Genomic DNA, 20,197 nt, shown 5'->3' with positions numbered 1-20,197 from the left:
TATTCCAAATACTTAAATATGACTTGCGAGTTATTACTTTTATGAACAAAAAGCTAATTATTGTAGCCATAGCCATCATAATACTTATCTGTGCTGGAGCATTTGCTTTTACAAATTCAAATCAGGCAACTGCCGGTTCAGTAAGTATTGATGCAAATGGACTCAAAGACAAAGGAAATCTTGTTGTTGATTCTAAAAGCTTAGACGAAAATAAAGGATTATATCACACAGATGCTGCAGACACAAATGCGATTCTTGTTAAAAATGGAGGTGCCTTGAAATTAGCCGATTCCATCATCAACAAAACAGGTGATACTGCAACTTCTGGTGATGATGCTGACTTTTATGGTGCCAATTCTGCTGTTTTGGTAAATACCAACGGTACTCTCGACATATCAAATGCTGAAATAAATACAAATTCAAAAGGTTCAAACGGTATTTTTGTTACAAATGCCAATGCCTCAAGCAGTGGAGGCTCATCCCAAGGTGGCCAACCGTCTGACGCACAGGGAGGGGCCGGAGGACAACCTCCAGAAGCAACCGGAAATGGCAGTGCCAACTCACAAGGTGGAGCCGGAGGACAACCTCCTGAAATGCCCTCAGGTGAAGGCAGCCAAGCTCCTGGAAACGGTGGCGGAGACCCATCAGGTGCGAGTGATGTGAGCGGAAATACACAAGCAACCATTAAAAATGTTAAAATTACAACCCATTCAGACAAGTCAAGAGGTCTTGATGCAACATACAAAGGTAAAATCAATGCCGAAAACGTAATAATCAATACCGACGGGCAAAGTTGCGCTGCCATTGCAACTGACCGTGGCGAAGGCCAGGTGCATGTCAAAAACTCAGACATCAATACAGGAGTTAGCAAAACCAGCGGCAGAGGATCACCTTTAATATACTCAACAGGAAACATTACCGTTGACAATACCAAAGGAACATCTTACGTATCACAAATAGCGTGTATCGAAGGTAAAAACTCAATTGAAGTGAAAAACTCTGATTTGACAGGTTATGGTGAAGGTAACAGAAAAGATGGTGATGCTTACGTTGATTTAGGCGGAATATTCATCTATCAATCAATGAGCGGTGACGCTGATGTCGGAACATCCCACTTCAGCTCTGAAAACTCAAAGCTCACAATTCCAAAGGAATCATCAGTTTACAAAGAAGCTCCTATGTTTCATGTAACCAATACAGCCTGTGTAATTGATTTGAAAAATACTGAATTGAGCTTTGGAAGCCAAACATTTTTAGAAGTTTCAAGCCAAAACCAATGGGGAACAACCGGCTCCAACGGAGGAACTGCTGAGTTAAACACAGACAATGAAAAAATAGATGGAAATGTTATTGTTGACAATATCAGTTCCCTGAACTGGACCATGAAAAATACCGAATTCAAAGGCGCCGTCAACTCAACCGGAAACACTACTGTCAATGTTGCTGACGGATCCACTTGGACACTGACTGGTGACAGTTCACTATCATCCCTAGCAGTATCCGGCAAAATTGACTACGGCAGCTACAAGCTAACCGTCAACGGCAAGACTTATGACAGTTCAAATCCATTTAAAGGATAGGAAAGATTGATATCTTTCCTAATTTTTATTTTTAGCAGTTCAAACCTGCATCATATACTTTTTTCAAAATATCTTTTTGTGATTTTGCATTTCCCAAGACTTCAAACACTTCTTTTATTGTTGGATTTTTGGCAAACCCTATGAAACTCTTAAGTCCTGTGAGTGCATCCCCACAACTGCTTCCTGCAGCCAAAATTATATAAAAATCCTTGTTTTCCAAATGTCTAAATATCGGATAGCACCTGTCGAAAAACATTTTTAGTGTTCCGCACATCTCATAGTAGTATACTGGAGTCGCATAGACTATCACATCAGCATCCATCATGTCGTCCAGAATTTTTGCTATGCCGTCATCCTGAAAGCACTTCATTTCGGGAGTCTTGCATTTGTAGCATGCCTTGCATGATGAAAACTCGATGTCTTCAAGGAAATACTTGACTGCATCATGGCCTGCATCCTGAGCGCCCCTTAAAAATTCATCGCATAATGTATCTGAATTTTGGCCTTTTCTGGGAGATGAACTTATGATTACTACTTTTTTACTCATCCTCAATCCACTCCCTTGCTTTAGAGACATTTCCCATGAATCTCATACCTTTTGCAAAGTCAAGCTCTGGATATGCATCCTGAAGGTCGCTTACGCACTTGTCAACGCCTGATCCTCCTGATGTACAGAAAACCTTAATTGTCTTTCCTTTCAGGTCAACACTTTCTATGAATGTGTTGATTATTGTCGGAGCGGTGTACCACCACACAGGAAAACCTATAGCTACAACATCGTAGCCTGAAACATCACATGTTTCGGCAATTGGAGGTCTGAAACTCTTATCGTTCATTTCAATTGTTGACCTTGAATTTTTGTCCATATAATCCAAATCTGCTGCAGTATACTTTTCCACAGGAGTTATTTCAAAAATATCATAGCCGTTTTCATCTGCTATCTTTTCCGCTACGCTTTTTGTTACTCCACTTGCTGAGAAATATGTTATCAATACATTGCTCATATTATCACCTATTTAAAAATAAGACAATTATATTATATAATTGTTTACATATGCAACAATTACTGTTTATGGTAAAATATTTGAGCCAATTAAATGGAAAATAGCTTTAATTAAATAGACGTTAAAAAAAATTAAGCAGTAGAAAAAACTGTCTCCATTGCCGGAATCCCATAATTATTAGCAAGATTATGCTTAAAACAGACATCTTGTTCGTGTTTAGAAACAAAATAAGTAAATTTCAATTCAATACAAATTAAATCATCACTAATAATAATGGCCAAATCAATATTAGGAGAAATAAGATTTTGTTTATCAATCCCAAATATTTTTGAAGCGCTAATTATTTCTAATGCAGCAGGAAAACCATTTACATCTAAATCCAATATAATTCCATTAGTTATATCTATTGATTTATCATATCTAAAAGATTCATCAATAGTAATATCCATTAAATCATATTCATAATCATATACATAATCCAATTTAGATTTCATTAATGCTTCCTCCGTTGAATGTCTTTAGGAATTACAGTAATAATAGATACTTCATTAAAATTAATTATATCCACAACAATATATAAATCCTCATATTTCTTGTATTCAAAAATTAATTCGAATCTATTACCATATCCTAAAGTCTTTTGAATACCAACTGGGACTTCAGACAATAATTTTTTAGATACACAATTCAAATCAACACCACGATATGCTGATTTTTTTAAATAATGGTTGGTATGCCTTATCCCATATGGATTATTCTTTATTTTATTTAAAACTTCGATCAAATAATTAATATCATAATCAATATATTCACCTCAAAATTTCTTAAAAGGCAAATTATAGTTTGTATTTCCATAAATATATAATTTTTTACAGTTATAACTTAAATTAACTAATATATAATCAATTTAATAAAATCAAAGCAATTTTACAATGTCAAATCAATTTTAAAAATAAACCAAAGTAACAAACATTATAAACAAATAAAAACAAAACATATAATATTATAAATTAATGAAGGTAATATAAAATGTCAAAACCTGTTGTTGCAATAACAAGGCCAAAGGATAGGGCAAAAAAGGCTTGTGAGATTGTAGAAAAACTAGGTGGAAGTGCAATACTTGCACCGACACTTGATTTGGAGCCTGTCAACACAGAATCTCTAAAATATCTGGTATCCAAAAAAGATGAACTTGACTGGATTATATTTACATCTCCAACAACCATCGTTTCATTGAATAAATTCTATCCTGATTTTATTCAGACTTTAAACTGCAAATTAGCAGTAATTGGAAATAAAACCGGAAAGTTGGCTGAAAAAAATGGATTAACTGTTGACTTGATGCCAAATGATTTTACAGCTGAAGGTCTGATTGAAGAGTTCAAAAAACGTGAAATCACCGATAAAATCATCGGCATTCCAAGAACCGCATCTGCAAGGCCAATACTTCCGCAGGAACTTGAAAAACTTGGAAATGAAGTAATTTTAGCTGAAGCATACAAATCATTGTTCCCCATGGATGAAAATGCGGTGCAGGAACTGATACAAAAAATTGAGAATAAGGAAATTGATGCAATCACTTTTACAAGCCCCTTGACTGTTGAAAATTTCTTCCAGATAGCCGATGACAAAGAAAAACTTGCAAAACTGTTAAATGACAATCTGTTAGTTGTCTGCATTGGCCCGATTACAGCAAAAGTCCTTGAAAAATATAATATTGCCTACATTTACCCAGACACTTACACAGTTCCAGACATGATGGAATTATTATTTAAGACTTGGAGGGAAGAAAATGAATGAAAAAATAAGCATTATCCTGCCAATTTTTAATGTTGGAGACCATCTTAGAGGTGGAATCGACTCTCTTATAAACCAAACAATTGGAAATGAAAACCTGGAAATAATCATGGTTAACGATTGCTCTACAGATGGATCAGATAAGGTAATCGACGAATATGCTGAAAAATATGATTGCTGTGTTGCAATCCATCATGAAACCAACAGCGGCGGTGCTCACACACCACGTAACACCGGCATTGAAGCATCTACCGGCGATTACATAATGTTTTTAGATCCCGATGACAGATACACACTGGATGCATGTGAAACATTATACAATGCCATCAAAAAATACGACGCAGATATGGCATTCGGAAGGTTTAGAAGAATATTTGAATATGGAGGATATGTTCAAAAATCATATTCCCCGTATTTGGATAATCTGGAAAGTGCATATCCCGGCGAAAAGTTTGAAAGTGCAAACTTTCTGGACATTCCTGACGTCATTTGGGACAATGTTGTCGAAAGGGTCCTTTACGGAAAAACAATAGAAAAGACATATCCGAGAGACAAGCCAATCGACATAATCCATGTTGACAATATCGAAGAGGAACCGGACATGCTGAAAATGCAGCCTTCAGTATGGTGCAAAATCTATAGAAGAGAACTGATAATGGACAACAATATCCGTTTCAAGAAGTTCGTTTCCGGAGATGACCTAGCATTTACATTAGAAGCCCTTTTAAACTCAAAAGGAATCGTATATTTAAACAACTTCATATCCTATGACTATTACATTCGTGATTTGCCTGATGACAAGTCCATTACAAATAACGTCAATGTAAGGCTTCTCGATGAGCTTATGGAGTCATACATTTACTGCAGAGAATGTACTGAAGGTTTTTCAAAGGATGTGCAAAACGTATCCGTCAATCCGCATCTGCTTCACTGGATGCACACCTGGAAGACTTCACCGTTTACAAAAGAAGAGAATAAACTATTATTGAGCAAGGTAAATAAACTTAAAAAGATTCACAAAACAGATTTTAAAACAAGAATGCTGTTAAGCTCAATGACAACTGCAATTGAGTCAAAAATACAGCTTTCAAAGGAGTGAAAAGATGGCTGATTATAAATATGTAATTGTAGGCGCCGGCCTTTCAGGACTGACAATAGCTGAAAGAATTGCAAATGAGTTGGATGAGAAAGTCCTTGTCATTGAAAAGAGAGACCACATCGGAGGAAACGTATATGATTTTTATGACAACGGAATTTTAATTCAAAAATACGGACCTCACATTTACCATACAAACGACAAGAAAGTCCACGATTACCTTTCACAATTTACTGAATGGAACGATTATGTCCACAGGGTCTTAAGCTGCGTTGATGGAAAACTCGTGCCTATGCCAATCTGCATCGATACCCTAAATGCGTTATACGATTTGGATTTGGATGAAGACTCAATGCGCAAATGGATTGATGACCACAAAGAAGATATCGATGAGGTGAAATCCTCAGAAGACGTGGTTTTGAAAAATGCTGGTCGTGACATTTACGAAAAATTATTTAAAAACTACACCGAAAAGCAATGGGGAACATCAGCCGCCAACTTAAGCTCAAGCGTCATTTCAAGAATTCCGTTCAGATTCAATCATGACGACAGATACTTTGCAGACACCTATCAGGGAATGCCTAAAGAGGGTTTCACCAAAATGTGTGAAAATATGGCAAAAAGCGACAATATCCACATAGGTCTCAAATCAGATTATAAGGATTACATTGATAAGATAAATTATGAAACCCTAATATATACCGGTCCAATTGATTACTTTTACGATTACAAATACGGAGAACTGTTATATAGATGCTTGAACTTTGTATATGAAATTTTAGATAAAGATTCATTCCAGGATGTTGCTGTAGTCAACTACCCAAATGACCCTTACTTTACAAGAATTACAGAATTCAAGAAATTGACCTGGCAGGATGTGGAAGGAAAAACTGCCATCATGAGAGAATATCCTGGATTCAACGGTGAGAAATGTTATCCTTATCCGACACAGGAATATCTTGATAAATTCAAATTATATGAAGCTGAAATGGAAAAAGAAGAAAATGTAATATTTGCAGGAAGATTAGCCAAATATAAATATTACAATATGGATTTAGTTGTCAGAGATGCATTGGACATCTTTGAAAATCAAATTAAATAGGTGAAAATATGATTACTGTATGGCCACAATATATAGATAAAAACTTAAGTCTTTCTGAAGGCCGCAAAATCGCCAAAAACGATTGCGTTAGCGAACCGACAGTCAAAGACATTGAAACTGCACTTAAAAGACTCAATTTAAAATATAGTGTGCAAAAGGAATTTTCATATCCTGGAAAATGGTATGAAAAATCCGGAAGAGTACTGGTAGAATGGGATAAGACCAAATTGGAACTTATCCGTGAAATAAGCTTGAAAATTAAAGAAATAAGAAACTGATTACTATGGAAATACCACAATCAATGTCTGAACAGTACAAAAATGCAAAGGAAATTATTGAAAACTCCTCCGACATTAAGATATACTCACATATTGACTGTGACGGTATCTGTTCAGGCGCAATATTATCAACCATCCTTGACAGACAAAATAAAGTTCATGACATCGATTTTGTTAATCTTGATGTTTTGGACGATATAGAATTGGACCATGAGCTGACAATCTTCTCAGATTTGGGATCAGGTCAGAGAATTGATACGAAAGCCAAAGAAGGTCAAAAAATAATTATACTGGACCACCACCCCCCATTAAGAGACCTTGACTACAAGGACAACAAAGATTACACATATCTTGAAATCAATCCTATTCATCACGGCATTGACGGGTCATATTATGTCTGCGGTGGCGGACTATGTTACTTTTTAGCTAAAGAATTCGGTTACTATGACTTAAGTTGGATTGGAGTTCTTTCAGCCATCGGAGATATGCAAAATACAAAAACAGGACATTTTGAAGGCCTAAACAAGATTATTCAAAAGGATGCTGTCGATGGAGGATATCTTGAACTAACTGAAAACGACATCAACATCTATGGAAGAAATACCCGCCCACTATTCGTCGCACTTTCATATTTCAGCGACGTCAAACTGCCAATCACAAACAACACCGCTGAAACCATGGCTATTCTAGAAGAATTGGGCATAGATGAAAAACACAAGAGGAAAACATTAAATGAACTTACCATGGATGAAAAGGTTAAACTGTACCAAAAATTGGTTGAAATGATTTCCAAAGTCGTTCCAGGAAGATATATCAAATATATCCCCCAATTGATTATTGGAGACTCATATACATTCCTAAAAGAGGATGAAGACAGTTTTTTAAGGGATGGTTCTGAATTTTCAACTGCTATGAATGCATGCGGCAGGAATCATGAAGAAAAAGTGGCAATGGAAGTTCTAAAGGGAGACAGAATCGAAGCTTTGGATCAATTGGAGGCAATCAGCAAAACCCACCGATATAATCTGGCAACTTCAATTTCACAGATTGCAGAAAGCGATGAAACAAATATCATTGAACTGGAAAATCTCCAATACTTTGACGGAACAGGAATCAAGCCTGAAATTGTTGGAACAGTTACCGGAATGATTTTAGGATACTGCAACTGGAAAAAACCAGTTATAGGCTTTACGCAAACCGATGATGAAGGACTTAAAGTTTCACTCAGATGTTCCAGATTACTTTCCTATGATGGAATACATTTCGGAAACATAATCCGTGAAATTTCAAGAGAAGTTGGCGGCACAGGTGGAGGGCATGCAATGGCATGCGGAGCATACATACCTGTTGAAAATAAATGTCAATTTATTGAATTATTCAATGAAAAATTAACAGGTCAACTTACAAACTAAATATATTTAAATATACTTGAATAAATATATAATCATAGCAATTAGGGGAATGAAAATTATGAAGGCATTTAAAAAAAGAGGTGCGCTTACTCACTTTCAAATATTAAGTGAAATATCCAAGCAAGACCCTCACCTTAAACAAAAAGATTTGGCTAACAGTTTGGGAATTACCATACAGGCGGTTTCCGAAAATATAAAAACATTAATGGAATTAGGATATATAACTTCCAAAGACGGCAGGTCTCCTTATAAAATAACTCAATCAGGTATTGATAAAGTTAAAAGAGATGCAATAAGTTTAAGAAAATATACTGATTCTGTTTTAGAAACTATGAACCATTACAAGACCATATGGCCAGCCATAGCTACTGAAAACTTGAAAAAAGATGATATCGTTGGACTTTATATGGAAGATGGAGTTTTATACGCACATAAAAAAGAAGAAAATGCAACTGGAGTCGTTTTAGAAGATGCTGAAGCAGAATGCGATGTATCACTGACCAATCTCACAGGAATGATTGATATGAGTGTTGGTGAAGTTACTGTCATCAATGTTCCGACAATCAAGGACGGCGGTTCAAAAGTTTGTGATTTGGAATTAATCGGCAACATTTACAAAAATGGAACCAACAGTGGCGAAAAAATAGATAAAGTTGCCATTGCAGGTACTGTTGCACGTGCTGTTGCAAACAAACTTAATATTCCAATAGACATTGAATTTGCAGCTCCTCAGGCAACTGCAAATGCAGCCCGTAAAGGATTGAATGTTATTGCCATATGTGTTGGGGATATGAGTAAAGCATTTATCCGTGAGCTTGAAAATGAAAAAATCAAATTTAATATTATCGATGGCGGAAAATAATTAATTTTCCCTCATCATCTTTAATAACGCCGAAGCAATATCATCACTTGAAAAAGTTTTAGAAGAACTATTTTTTATCAGCTTTTTATATTTGTCCAAATCATCATTCTTAATTGAATTTTTTACTCTCTCCAAAATCACCTTGCTTTTCAGCATGTCAATTTCATCATCGCTTGGAATATCCTTTTCAATGATTCTTACTTTACTTTGCTTTTTGATATTATCAAACAAATTTGAATCTCGGGAGGTGACTAAAGTAAATGCAAAACCTGCATTTCCTGCTCTGGCAGTCCTTCCGATTCTGTGAGTATAATCATCGAAATTTTGAGGAACATCATAATTAACAACCACATCCAAATTAGAAATATCCAATCCCCTTGCAGCAACGTCGGTTGCAACCAAAAAGCGAACATTACCGTTTCTGAATTTATTCATTACCTTGTCACGTATTTTTTGGGTCATGTCCCCATGGAGCGCATCAGAGGAATAATCATTCTTCTTCAGATTTTTAAATACGAAATCAACTCCCTTTTTAGTGTTGCAGAATATCAATGCAGATTTAACGTCATATGCCTCGAACAAATTGCATAAATCATCAAACTTATATTTCGGATTTGTTTTAAATGAATATTGGGTGATTTTTGGAATAGTTTTTTTATTGGACCCTATTTTAATAAATTTCGGATTTTTTTGATAATTCTCAGCAATCCTTCTAATCTGGCGAGGTATTGTAGCCGAGAAAAGTAAAGTTTGCCTTTGGTGAGGAGTATTCTTTAGAATTGTTTCTATATCCTCCCTAAAGCCCATGTCAAGCATCTCATCCGCTTCATCCAAAACAACGCTTTCAACACCAATCAAATCAAGATTTTTCCTTTGAATATGGTCAATGACACGTCCGGGAGTTCCAACAACAATATGAACACCTTTTTTAAGAACTCTTGTTTGCTTTCCAATGCTTTGACCCCCATAAACCGCCAAAACTTTGAGCTTTTTAATGTGTTTTGCCAGTTTTTCAATCTCACCTGCAACCTGAATGCACAGCTCCCTTGTGGGGCATAATATAATGGCCTGCGGAGACCTGTCGGGAACGAAAATCTTTTGAAGAATTGGAATTGAAAATGCGAGGGTTTTTCCGCTTCCAGTTTGTGCCTGAGCAGTTATATCCATTCCCTTCAATCCTATAGGAATTGCCTTTTTTTGAATGGGCGTTGCTTTTTCAAAACCCATCTCAACAATCGCTTTTTTGATTTCATCCGAAATATTTAAATCATCAAAATTCATCATATTAATATTTAAAAAAACAGTTATTTAAATTAATTTAGTCTGATAGGACTTTTGAGGAAAATCATGAAGATATTCAAATATTTCCTGAGGACGGTTTAGGATATTGTTTTTTGAAGTTTTTTGTCTGAATATTTCCATCAGCTCATCGTTTTTAGGTGATGGAATCGAATAGCTGTCTCCAAACTCTTCAATATACCTATCTTTTAAACCTGGAAAATTCACATCCAGTTTTTCATAGAAGTATTCCCTGTTGCCCCTTCTTAAGGTCAGCCCCATATTGAAGCATATTATTCCCTTCACTTCCGCTTCAATGCAGGAATCCAAAATCGAAGTGATATTTCTTTTGGTATCGTTAATGTAAGGTAAAATCGGACACAACCAAACAACGGTTGGAATTCCTTCATCCCTCAAAACATCAAGCACTTCAATGCGTCTGGAAGTGCTGCAAACGTTAGGCTCAAGGATACTGCACAAATCATCATCAGAAGTTGTCAATGTCATCTGAACAACTGCCTTTGTGTTTGAGTTGATTTTTTTAAGCAAATCCAAGTCCCTTAATACAAGATCAGACTTTGTAATGCATGTAAAACCAAACCCATATCTGTCAATCAGCTCCAATGCATGCCTTACATATTCCAAATGTTTTTCAAGGGGAATGTATGGGTCAGTCATCGCCCCTGTTCCAACCATTGATTTTGGCCTTTTAATCAATTCTTTTTTAAGCAATTCAATGGAATTTTCCTTTACTTCAATATCCTCAAATTTATGGTCCATTCCATAAACTTCACTTCTGGAATCACAGTATATGCAGCCATGAGTACAGCCTCTATACAGATTCATCCCATTATTTTTTGAAAGGATAGATTTTGATGAAACATAGTGCATGAATTTTAATATATCCAAAATACTATTTAAAAAAAGCGAGAGAGCATTCGTAAAATAATAAGTATTAAAAAATACTAAATACAATTATGCAACAAAAAAACATTACAGGATATGGAAAAGAATATGAAATTAAAGAGCATCCTGACATAAAAGGTATTCAAATTATCGAAGGTAAAAACAATTTCCCCATTAGCTGGTTAAATCAGCAAGGATATTGTGAATACCAGATATATCTCGAATACATGAAAGGCATTGAAACTGCACCTACAAGTGCAATGACCCACGGAAGTGAAATCCACAACCAGCTTGAAACCATCTTCAAACAGGATGCAACACCCACAACATTTGAAGAAGCCGTTGAAATATCAAAAAGTGAAGCAAGCATGTCAAGGGAATGTTTTGTCATATCACCCCGCTATGGCATTAGAGGATACATCGATGAAATCTGGATGACACCGGAAAAAATTGTAATAATCGATGACAAACCGGGAAGAACACCTTACCAATCAACAATGAACCAGGTAAGAGCATATTGTCTTGCCTTCAAAGACATGACAAATGATTCAAGGCCTATCAAAGCAGCCCTAAGAGAACGTGGAACAAGCAACCTCTTTTGGATTGAAATATTCACACCTGAAATCGAAAAGGAAATTGAATTTACAATTGAAAGAATGCAAGGCTTGCTTGATGGTTCAAAGCCATTCATACCAACCAAAAATCCTAATAAATGCAGATCCTGCAGATATAAAAGATACTGCGAACACAAAAAAGGATAATTAGGAACGGACAGAAAATTCAATAATCCTGCAGACAATATTTTTAGTTGGCATTTGACTTACGGCAGCTAATTCATTTACTAGCGAAAATACACTGTTGAAAACAAAACGGAAACAGCAACAATCAACTATGAAAATGCCGAGAATACATTGAAGTAATTGATGGAAATGCAATACCTGTTTAAGAATCTGAAAAATTCAATTGACACAGGTTAAAACGCCACAAAAAAATGTGATGAATGTCTTTTTTTAAAATATGTTTTGAGAATTTGGCAATGAATAAAAAAAGTACTAATCTACAGCAAACTGGCTAAAATTTCCTGTTTCGAACCAAAGAATTTAAAAGGAGAAAAATAACTTAAACAACCCTATTTAAACCTAAATATATTTTATTTTTCTTATAAACTTTGTCCAAAATTTCATTCCATTCTTCAGCAGTTATATGGCCCTTGTTTGGAATCAGGTTATCCAGTGAAGATTCATTTAAATTTAAGATATCTGCAAGGATATACGATAAAGTCTTTCCAGTCAATGACAAATCATAGGGATCATATCCTGTCACTGCCAAAACCCATAATTTTTCACGGGTTAAAGTCTTGTATTCATTTTTAAGTGAATCAAACCAACTGACAACCTTATTTCCCTCACAGCCAATTCCGCCACCAATGGAAATATAATAGTCCTCTCCTGAAAAATCAATAGAAGCAATCGCATCATCTATTTTGGCTTTAAGCTCTGGAGAATCGAGACTTAATTCATATTCGTTGTCTGTTACAAAGTCAACGACATAATTTTCAATTTCCTTCTGATTTTTAAAGTAACCTATAGGCTCCAGCCTATCAGAATCAATATCGCACAAATCGTAAATCAAATCCTCATCTACATCGCAGATTTCATATCCTTCAAGCTTATGGGACTTGTATTCCTTAAAATCAATGCAATAATTCTCCAAATCTTCCTTGTTCAAATACCACAAAACCTGAATCTTTCGAATCATAACCATCAAAAAATAAAAAAGAAGAGAGCTTATCTAAGCTCATCAATTACAACAGTTTTGGTAATGCTTCCAAGCAACCTATTGTTATTAGCTCCTAGGAATTTACCAATGAGCCAATCGAAAATTATAGGAACCCAATAAACTTTAGATAAATTACGCACAATAGATTGAGCCCAATTAATTCTAGCTCCGTTTCTTGACCTAACTTCGAGATACATTAAAGCTTTACCAACTGTAGCTCCTTTAGTCTTTTCAAGGACTATGAAGTAGACTAATATTAAAATAGGCAATACTGTTGGGAAAAACTGATATACTGCAGAAGAGTCATATGGATTCATAATGAGAGAACATAAATAAGATACAATCCACATGAACGCTGAAACAACAAAGAAATCAAGAATATATGCAAAAATTCTCCTTGTAAATACACTTGCCATTTTATCACCTAACAAACTCTTGGAACTGGATCAGCAATCGGTGCTTCAAGAATTCTTTCACCACCAATAGGTGTGTTGACAATTACATAATCCCCTTCGACTACTTCACCAATTATTGCTGCATTTTCACCATATTTTTCGCCTTTAATAGCTTCAAGGACTGCTTCAGCCTTATCGGCCTTAACACCCATCACAACTTTTCCTTCATTAGCTACTTCAAATGGGTCAATGCCTAACATTTCAGATACTGCATGGACTTCATCCCTTACTGGAATTGCATCCTGTTCAAGAATAATTCCATTTCCGGATTTTGAAGCCATTTCATTAATTGCATTAGCAAAACCCCCTCTGGTAGGGTCTTTCATTGCTGTAACTCCACCAATTTCTAATGCTTTATTAATAATATTCCACATTGGAGCAACATCAGATTTCAAATCAGTTTCAAAACCAAAACCTTCTCTAAAAGACATTAAACTCATCCCATGGTCTCCTAAACTACCAGTAACGATAATTTTGTCTCCAACCTCCAAAGTTGAATCACGAATCACTTCACCTTTCTTGGCAATTCCAATTCCAGTAGTTACCATCACGATTCCTTCAAGCTTATCTTGAGGCATCACCTTGGTATCACCGGTAATCACTGCAACATCAACTTCTTCGCAGGTTTCATTTAGGGATTTCATTATCCTATCTAAATCATCGATAGGAAATCCTTCCTGCATAATAATTGCATTGGAAATAGCTAATGGACGAGCACCCATTACAGAAACATCATTAATGGTTCCTGCAGCTGAAATTCTACCAATATCTCCACCGGGGAAGAACAATGGATCAATAGTATGACCATCAGTTGTTACGACAATTTCATAATCTCCTAATGGAATAGATGCGCCATCATCCAAATCATCTAAGCTAATACCACCATTTACACTCTTTTTAGTGATATTATCTAAAACTGTGCTAGCTATTAAGTTAGCCATTACTTCCCCACCAGCACCATGATTCATATTAATTTTATCATCTGACATTTTATCTCCTAAATAAATAATATTTAATGAAATAATATTTGTAAAAACAAGTATATAATTATTGGTTAAAAAAATTATAAAAAAAAGAGAATTTAAAGAGTAATCTTTAAATTAAAATTCCGTTAATAACACCGTCTTGACCAGGTCTTGATGTTACTTTAGCATTACCTTCAGGAGTTTCGACAATAGCCCCTTTGGTAATGATGTTCCTTCTTACGTAGTTAGGGTTTGCGGTGTTTTCAATTACTCCAAGAATGTCTACCACTTGAGTTTTTCCGTTAGCATCAGTAACATTGATTTTGTTAGCGGTAGCTAATCTGAGTTTTTCATTTCCACCACGGGTTCTGATTTTTCTTAATCTTTTTTCATCTACTCTAGTTTCAGCTGGATCTCTTCCTAATTCAGCTTTTCTTTTTCCACGGTTTGCAACATTTCTTGCACCGGATGGACTTCTAGTTGATTTTCCTTGAGAAATTGCCATTATTTCACCTAAATAAATATAATATATAAATTAATAATCGCGTCAATAAGACTCTTTCAATTAAAACTGCAAGCAAGAAAAAATAACAGTCTAATTATAGAGAGCAATAAAGAGCCCTAAAGAATAATGATAATAAAATATTACTTTATCATTATATATAAATGTTTTATTTTTTAGCGAAAAAATAGGAATTTTATTTTTTATTTTTTAAAATAAAATTATCAATCAGCTTATCGAAATCCTCTTCACTGAGATTTTCATCCGAAGCGGCATCCAGTATCTTTTGAATTTCATCTTCAGAAACCGAATCTCCTAAAAAATCAATCAGTAGTTCTCTTAAATCCTCATCATCAATATAAGCTTCATTGTTTGATGTGATTGATTGTGAATTCCCATCTTCATCCAATATGTAATATGGAACTTCTTTCATGACTAATCCTCATCATTAACAAATTCATAATAAACTACATCATAAGGGTCATCATCAAAACGCCATTCATTAGGTTCAACGGCCTCGTCACACTCCAAAAGTGTGCCTTCTTCGAAATCTTCACCTTCAACCTGAATGACAATATTAACATCCTCGCCCAGTTCTTCAATATCAATTCCCAGTTCATCCAAATCTATTTCCAGCTCACCGTCTTTGATTGCATCTTCAGGCACCACGATAATTATTTCATCAGCAGAATTAACATTGATTTTCTCTTCATCCATATTATCACGTAATAAATTATTTTTAATAATAATTAACCTTAACTCATATTTAAACGTTGACAAAAAAATAAAAAAAAGACGTAACCTAAAGGTTACAGTCTATCAGATAGTTCAAATCGGGAATTCCAAAGTTGTTTTTACATTTGGTTGAAAAAACCAACAATCCTTCAATACACATCCTAAAAGTCAGACAGGAATTATCGCAATCTATACCAATCCTGACATCAGAACTTTCCAAAACACTTTTTGAAGTGTTCAAGACCTTTGATGCATTTGGAATTAAAACTGCCGCCGGCAAATTGGAATCGTTTATTCCCAAATATATGCCTTTGCTTATACCATAATCTGCAACATATCCATTTTCATCACCTATTTTTCCAACAAAAGTGTCATTTTCTTCATCATAGCTTGAAATCAATCTTTTTTCCATAATATCAAACCTCAAACATATTATATTAAACATAAGATATAATTAATGTCCAAGAGCATTTGAAAAGTAATAACAAGAATTTTTAGAGGAAATAATGCAATATGAAGGAAATAAAATTGACCTTGACTTGAAAAAATGCATTAGAAAAATATTATAACAACATAAAATATACTTTAATTAGGTGTCGAAATGGTTCAAGAGACAAAAGAGCAACTAGAACTTGAAGAGGAAATCAAATTCCAGGCCCAAAAATTCATTACATATCTCAATTCAACCCTTCCGGAAAGCATGGAACTTGAATATGAAGGATTTTACAGAAGAGGATTTTTTGTAAGTAAAAAAAGATATGCTGTCATTGAAGATGGGGAAATTATAGCCAAAGGATTAGAATTAGTCAGAAGAGATTGGGCACCAATAGTTAAAAATACTCAAGAAGCCGTTTTGATGGCAATTTTAAAGGAAGGAAATTCCGATAAAGCAATTAAAGAAGTTAAAAAAGTATTCAAAAGAATTAAAAACGGTGATGTGGACAATAAAGAATTGGTTATCCACACACAAATCACAAAGCCACTTGACCAATACAAGCAGGTTGGACCTCATGTTGTCGCTGCAAAAAAAATAGAGGAACATGGCATTAAAGTTACACGAGGAACTATCGTGCAATACATAATTGTAAAAGGAAAGGGATCCATCAGCCAACGTGCCGTTCCATATGAGTACAGCGAAGGATATGCATATGACAAAGAATATTACATCAACAACCAAATGATACCGGCCATTGAAAGGATTATGTATTCATTTGGATATTCCCGAAAGGACCTTCAGGACATGGCAAGGGGCGAAGTCCAACAAAGTTTGGATGCATTTTTCTAAAAAAATTTATAATACATTATAACATAAATAAGATTATATGATAAATAATGATGAACGTGTAGTTTTCTTTGATGTTGACGGCACATTGCTTGACACATCTGATTTTGCTGAAACTGCAAGAAAAGCAGCTATTGGATTAATGGTAGATAATGGATTGCCATTAGATAAAGATGAAGCATATGGTGTTTTAAAAACCATCATTAGAGAGAAAGGATCCAACTATGGAAGACACTTTAATGTCCTTACCCAGGTCGTTTTGGGTCATGAAGATCCGATGCTCGTTGCACTTGGAATGATTACATACCATAATGTTAAAATGGCACTTTTAAGACCATTTCCAGATACAATCGATACATTAATTTATCTTAAAAGCCAAGGTTACCGCTTAGCAGTAATATCCAATGGTATAACCATCAAACAATGGGAAAAATTAGTAAGACTTAATGTGCACTCATTTTTCGATGCAGTAATAACTTCTGAAGAGGTAGGCAAAGACAAACCTAACAAACTGATTTATGACGTTGCCCTTAGAAAAATGAACGGTAACCCTGAAAAATCAGTGATGATTGGAAATAAATTTAAAGAAGATGCATTAGGTGCTGTAAATGCCGGAATGAGTGCTATTCTTGTAAATTCAGACATTACTGAAGAAGACAGAGAGTACATTAAAAAAGAAAAATTAGATATCGCAATTGCAGATGACATTGGTGATGTAATAACAATACTATAATCACCAATCACGACTTTTTTTAAAATTCCAATTCCAAAGTTACCGGACAGTGGTCTGAACCATAAATTTCATTTAAAATTTCTGCAGACTTCACATTATCCTTCATCTCTTCATTGACATAGAAATAGTCAAGTCTCCATCCGGCGTTTCTCTCACGTGCGCGGGTTCTGTAACTCCACCAAGTGAAATTATTTTCCCCTTCATCAAACATTCTGAAAGTATCTATGAATCCGGCTTTTTCAAGTTCATCCAGCCATGCGCGTTCTTCAGGCAAATACCCTGACTTTCCTTCACAATTTTTAGGATTATAGACATCAATCGGATTGTGAGCTATATTGTAATCGCCTGTAATAACAATATTCTTTCCCTGATTTTTCAACTCGACAATCTGTTCCAGCAGAGCATTGCAGAAATCCACTTTAAAGTCAAGCCTTTTAGCATTCATTCCACTATTCGGGAAATAGATATTGTATAATATAAAATCAGGATACTCGATTCTCAAAACCCTACCTTCACTGTCGAGGTTTTCTATTCCAAGACCTCTTACAACATCAACAGGCTCAATTTTAGAGTATGTTCCAACCCCACTGTATCCCTTCTTTTCAGCCTCGTTAAAATGAGAAGAAAAACCATCAACATCTGCTAATTTCTTGGGAATCTTATCTTTATCAGCCCTTACTTCCTGAAAGTTAATGATATCTGCATCAGTATTATCAAACCAGTTCCAAAACTCGTCTTTTTTAGAAACTGCCCTAATACCATTCACATTCCAAGAAACTAGCTTGATTGACATTATAATCTAACCCCACTATCAAGAGGAACTTCACGAAGCCAGTTAATATCACTTTTGTAAAGCATACGAATGTCTTCCACACCGTATCTTATCATAGCAAGTCTTTCAATACCCATACCAAAAGCCAAAGCAGGCTGATCGATTCCCAACGGTTTTAATACTTCAGGCCTGAACATTCCGGCACCACCGAGTTCAATCCAGCTTTCCTTTTCTTCCAAGTATATTTCGGACTCTGTAGAAAGATATGTGTAAGGGAAGTAAGCCGGTCTGAACCTTACTTCAAATCCTAATTTCTTATAGAATTCTTTTAAGGTACCCAACAGATTTTGATAGCTTATTCCATCACCGCAAACAAGTCCTTCCACCTGATGGAATTCAGGCAAATGTTTGTAATCAAAAGTTTCCCTTCTAAATACCCTTCCGACAGAAAACATTTTTATTGGTTGATCGTGTTCATACAAATGTTTTGTAGATATTCCAGTAGTATGTGTTCTCAAAACACTTTGGCGTGCAATATCCTCATTCCAATCATATTGCCAACCAATTGAACCTGTATCCGCACCGGTTTCATGAGTTTCAGCAGTGAGCTTTACCAAATCATCATCTGGCAAATCACAAGTCAAAGGATTTTTAAGGTAGAAAGTGTCCTGCATTTCACGGGCGGCATGGTCCTGTGGCTGGAAAAGTGAATCAAAGTTCCAGAATGCTGATTCAACATATTCACCATTGTCTTCTGAAAAACCCATGTTCAGGAAAATTTCTCTTATTTCATCTATAATTACTCTTAATGGGTGTTTTTTACCTGCGAATACAACTGGAGCTTCTGCATTAATATCATAAGGACGGTATTGTAAACTTTTCCATTCCCCCTCCTTTAAATGTTGGTGTGTTAATTGAGTAGCCTGTTCCTGGATAATGAAACCTTCCTTTAGAATAGCTTCACCTTTAGGTAGGATTTTAAAAGAATGTGAGGTCTCCTTTTTAATACTTAAAATATTTTTCCTACCAGTTAATTTTTTAAATCCTTCCACCAAATCATCAGTGAAAAGTTTAACTCCATCACTATTGGCTTTAAGATAATCAAGAACCTGTTCGTCAACGCCGGATTTATCTATAAAGTCTTTACCTACATCAGTGATGTTAACAACACCTTTATCTATTTGAGCCCAATTTTTACGGCGTAACCAACCAAGAGCAATATTTGCCTCTTTTTTATCCACACCTGTTGAAGATGACAAATCTTTCATGTGGATTTCAATTTCGTTAGCCAGAACGTTCAATATTCTCCTTTCAGGAAGCCCCTTTTGGGCATATTCCATTCCATCGTCAGTTAAGGAATAGGTTTTCTGAACTTCCTTATCCACTTCGATAATATCTTTTGAAGCAAGTGAACCTGCAGCACTCATGACAGATTTAATATCCATGCCTGTGTTTTCAGCTATTTCCTCAGGAGTTGCATTCGGATTTGATTCCAGTTCTTTTAAAAGTTTCTTTTCATATATATGCAATTCATTAATGGTTTTTTTAATATCCTCACTCATTTAAACACCATAATTTATAGATTAATAATATGATAATATATGTTTGAATTAATTTATAAATATAATGCCAAATCATTGAAAAAAGTAAAAATTAAAA

General features: G+C 35.2%; 25 protein-coding genes. 10 read left to right on the top strand and 15 right to left on the bottom strand.

Annotated elements, in window-relative coordinates:
* Positions 1 to 41 precede the first annotated feature (41 nt).
* Positions 42 to 1,580 (top strand): hypothetical protein, encoded by a 1,539-nt coding sequence (locus QZV68_RS01005; protein WP_296877722.1) that lies wholly within the window; start codon positions 42 to 44, stop codon positions 1,578 to 1,580.
* 31 nt (positions 1,581 to 1,611) lie between these two features.
* On the opposite strand, the gene QZV68_RS01000 is transcribed toward QZV68_RS01005, so the two are convergent.
* From QZV68_RS01000 to QZV68_RS00985, 4 genes are all read right to left on the bottom strand, one after another.
* Positions 1,612 to 2,127 (bottom strand): flavodoxin family protein, encoded by a 516-nt coding sequence (locus QZV68_RS01000; RefSeq protein ID WP_296877720.1) that lies wholly within the window; start codon positions 2,125 to 2,127, stop codon positions 1,612 to 1,614.
* Positions 2,120 to 2,584, bottom strand: coding sequence for a flavodoxin (locus QZV68_RS00995; protein WP_296877718.1), 465 nt, complete (start codon positions 2,582 to 2,584; stop codon positions 2,120 to 2,122). Before QZV68_RS00995 ends, QZV68_RS01000 begins: the two co-directional genes overlap by 8 nt.
* 131 nt (positions 2,585 to 2,715) lie before the next feature.
* Entirely contained in the window at positions 2,716 to 3,078 is a 363-nt protein-coding gene (locus QZV68_RS00990) for a DUF2283 domain-containing protein (RefSeq protein WP_296877716.1), read from the bottom strand.
* On the bottom strand, positions 3,078 to 3,275 hold the full coding sequence (locus tag QZV68_RS00985; RefSeq protein ID WP_296877714.1) for a hypothetical protein: 198 nt from the start codon (positions 3,273 to 3,275) through the stop codon (positions 3,078 to 3,080). Before QZV68_RS00985 ends, QZV68_RS00990 begins: the two co-directional genes overlap by 1 nt.
* Positions 3,276 to 3,613: 338 nt before the next feature.
* Here QZV68_RS00985 and QZV68_RS00980 point away from each other — a divergent pair, with 338 nt between their 5' ends.
* From QZV68_RS00980 to QZV68_RS00955, 6 genes are read left to right on the top strand one after another with little or no spacing between them, the layout of a single operon-like run.
* Positions 3,614 to 4,384, top strand: coding sequence for a uroporphyrinogen-III synthase (locus tag QZV68_RS00980; protein ID WP_296877712.1), 771 nt, complete (start codon positions 3,614 to 3,616; stop codon positions 4,382 to 4,384).
* On the top strand, positions 4,377 to 5,480 hold the full coding sequence (locus tag QZV68_RS00975) for a glycosyltransferase (protein ID WP_296877710.1): 1,104 nt from the start codon (positions 4,377 to 4,379) through the stop codon (positions 5,478 to 5,480). Before QZV68_RS00980 ends, QZV68_RS00975 begins: the two co-directional genes overlap by 8 nt.
* Positions 5,481 to 5,484: 4 nt before the next feature.
* A complete protein-coding gene (gene glf / locus QZV68_RS00970) occupies positions 5,485 to 6,579 on the top strand; it encodes a UDP-galactopyranose mutase (RefSeq protein ID WP_296877709.1) in 1,095 nt (364 codons plus the stop codon).
* Positions 6,580 to 6,587: 8 nt separating this feature from the next.
* Positions 6,588 to 6,857, top strand: coding sequence for a signal recognition particle subunit SRP19/SEC65 family protein (locus tag QZV68_RS00965; protein WP_296877707.1), 270 nt, complete (start codon positions 6,588 to 6,590; stop codon positions 6,855 to 6,857).
* Between the two features lie 5 nt (positions 6,858 to 6,862).
* Positions 6,863 to 8,269, top strand: coding sequence for a single-stranded-DNA-specific exonuclease RecJ (gene recJ, locus QZV68_RS00960; RefSeq protein WP_296877705.1), 1,407 nt, complete (start codon positions 6,863 to 6,865; stop codon positions 8,267 to 8,269).
* 58 nt (positions 8,270 to 8,327) lie between these two features.
* Positions 8,328 to 9,131: a winged helix-turn-helix transcriptional regulator gene (locus QZV68_RS00955; protein ID WP_296877703.1), complete on the top strand. Its 804-nt coding sequence runs from the start codon at positions 8,328 to 8,330 to the stop codon at positions 9,129 to 9,131.
* Here QZV68_RS00955 and QZV68_RS00950 read toward each other — a convergent pair whose 3' ends face one another.
* Together QZV68_RS00950 and QZV68_RS00945 are read right to left on the bottom strand one after the other, a co-directional pair.
* Positions 9,132 to 10,415 (bottom strand): DEAD/DEAH box helicase, encoded by a 1,284-nt coding sequence (locus QZV68_RS00950; protein ID WP_296877701.1) that lies wholly within the window; start codon positions 10,413 to 10,415, stop codon positions 9,132 to 9,134.
* Positions 10,416 to 10,439: 24 nt separating this feature from the next.
* Entirely contained in the window at positions 10,440 to 11,255 is an 816-nt protein-coding gene (locus tag QZV68_RS00945) for a radical SAM protein (RefSeq protein ID WP_296877699.1), read from the bottom strand.
* A gap of 131 nt (positions 11,256 to 11,386) precedes the next feature.
* Between QZV68_RS00945 and cas4 the strand changes: the two genes are divergently transcribed.
* The gene (gene cas4 / locus QZV68_RS00940) at positions 11,387 to 12,076 is read left to right on the top strand and encodes a CRISPR-associated protein Cas4 (protein ID WP_296877697.1); all 690 of its coding nucleotides are present in this window, start codon (positions 11,387 to 11,389) and stop codon (positions 12,074 to 12,076) included.
* A gap of 358 nt (positions 12,077 to 12,434) precedes the next feature.
* Here cas4 and QZV68_RS00935 read toward each other — a convergent pair whose 3' ends face one another.
* From QZV68_RS00935 to QZV68_RS00905, 7 genes are all read right to left on the bottom strand, one after another.
* The gene (locus QZV68_RS00935) at positions 12,435 to 13,073 is read right to left on the bottom strand and encodes a hypothetical protein (RefSeq protein WP_296877695.1); all 639 of its coding nucleotides are present in this window, start codon (positions 13,071 to 13,073) and stop codon (positions 12,435 to 12,437) included.
* Between the two features lie 29 nt (positions 13,074 to 13,102).
* Positions 13,103 to 13,510 carry an RDD family protein gene (locus QZV68_RS00930; protein ID WP_296877693.1) on the bottom strand — a complete coding sequence of 136 codons (408 nt, stop codon included), beginning with the start codon at positions 13,508 to 13,510 and terminating at the stop codon, positions 13,103 to 13,105.
* A gap of 8 nt (positions 13,511 to 13,518) precedes the next feature.
* On the bottom strand, positions 13,519 to 14,538 hold the full coding sequence (gene hypE, locus QZV68_RS00925) for a hydrogenase expression/formation protein HypE (RefSeq protein ID WP_296877691.1): 1,020 nt from the start codon (positions 14,536 to 14,538) through the stop codon (positions 13,519 to 13,521).
* 106 nt (positions 14,539 to 14,644) lie between these two features.
* Positions 14,645 to 15,019: a 30S ribosomal protein S8e gene (locus QZV68_RS00920; protein ID WP_296877689.1), complete on the bottom strand. Its 375-nt coding sequence runs from the start codon at positions 15,017 to 15,019 to the stop codon at positions 14,645 to 14,647.
* Between the two features lie 193 nt (positions 15,020 to 15,212).
* A complete protein-coding gene (locus tag QZV68_RS00915) occupies positions 15,213 to 15,449 on the bottom strand; it encodes a hypothetical protein (protein WP_296877687.1) in 237 nt (78 codons plus the stop codon).
* 2 nt (positions 15,450 to 15,451) lie between these two features.
* Positions 15,452 to 15,733 (bottom strand): hypothetical protein, encoded by a 282-nt coding sequence (locus tag QZV68_RS00910; protein WP_296877684.1) that lies wholly within the window; start codon positions 15,731 to 15,733, stop codon positions 15,452 to 15,454.
* An 85-nt stretch (positions 15,734 to 15,818) separates the two neighbouring features.
* Positions 15,819 to 16,163, bottom strand: a complete 345-nt coding sequence (locus QZV68_RS00905) for a hypothetical protein (RefSeq protein WP_296877682.1) — start codon at positions 16,161 to 16,163, stop codon at positions 15,819 to 15,821.
* A 189-nt stretch (positions 16,164 to 16,352) separates the two neighbouring features.
* Here QZV68_RS00905 and QZV68_RS00900 point away from each other — a divergent pair, with 189 nt between their 5' ends.
* Entirely contained in the window at positions 16,353 to 17,036 is a 684-nt protein-coding gene (locus QZV68_RS00900; protein WP_296877680.1) for a DNA polymerase domain-containing protein, read from the top strand.
* A 37-nt stretch (positions 17,037 to 17,073) separates the two neighbouring features.
* The gene (locus QZV68_RS00895) at positions 17,074 to 17,766 is read left to right on the top strand and encodes a TIGR02253 family HAD-type hydrolase (protein ID WP_296877678.1); all 693 of its coding nucleotides are present in this window, start codon (positions 17,074 to 17,076) and stop codon (positions 17,764 to 17,766) included.
* Positions 17,767 to 17,785: 19 nt separating this feature from the next.
* On the opposite strand, the gene QZV68_RS00890 is transcribed toward QZV68_RS00895, so the two are convergent.
* On the bottom strand, positions 17,786 to 18,559 hold the full coding sequence (locus tag QZV68_RS00890) for an exodeoxyribonuclease III (protein WP_296877676.1): 774 nt from the start codon (positions 18,557 to 18,559) through the stop codon (positions 17,786 to 17,788).
* Positions 18,559 to 20,100, bottom strand: a complete 1,542-nt coding sequence (locus QZV68_RS00885) for a phenylalanine--tRNA ligase subunit alpha (RefSeq protein ID WP_296877674.1) — start codon at positions 20,098 to 20,100, stop codon at positions 18,559 to 18,561. Before QZV68_RS00885 ends, QZV68_RS00890 begins: the two co-directional genes overlap by 1 nt.
* Positions 20,101 to 20,197: the final 97 nt, after the last annotated feature.

Origin of the sequence: uncultured Methanobrevibacter sp., from assembly GCF_902801725.1 — an archaeon.
Classification (GTDB): domain Archaea; phylum Methanobacteriota; class Methanobacteria; order Methanobacteriales; family Methanobacteriaceae; genus Methanocatella.
The sequence above is the reverse complement of the archived record's forward strand: the minus strand, read 5'-3'. Positions and strand labels throughout refer to the sequence as shown.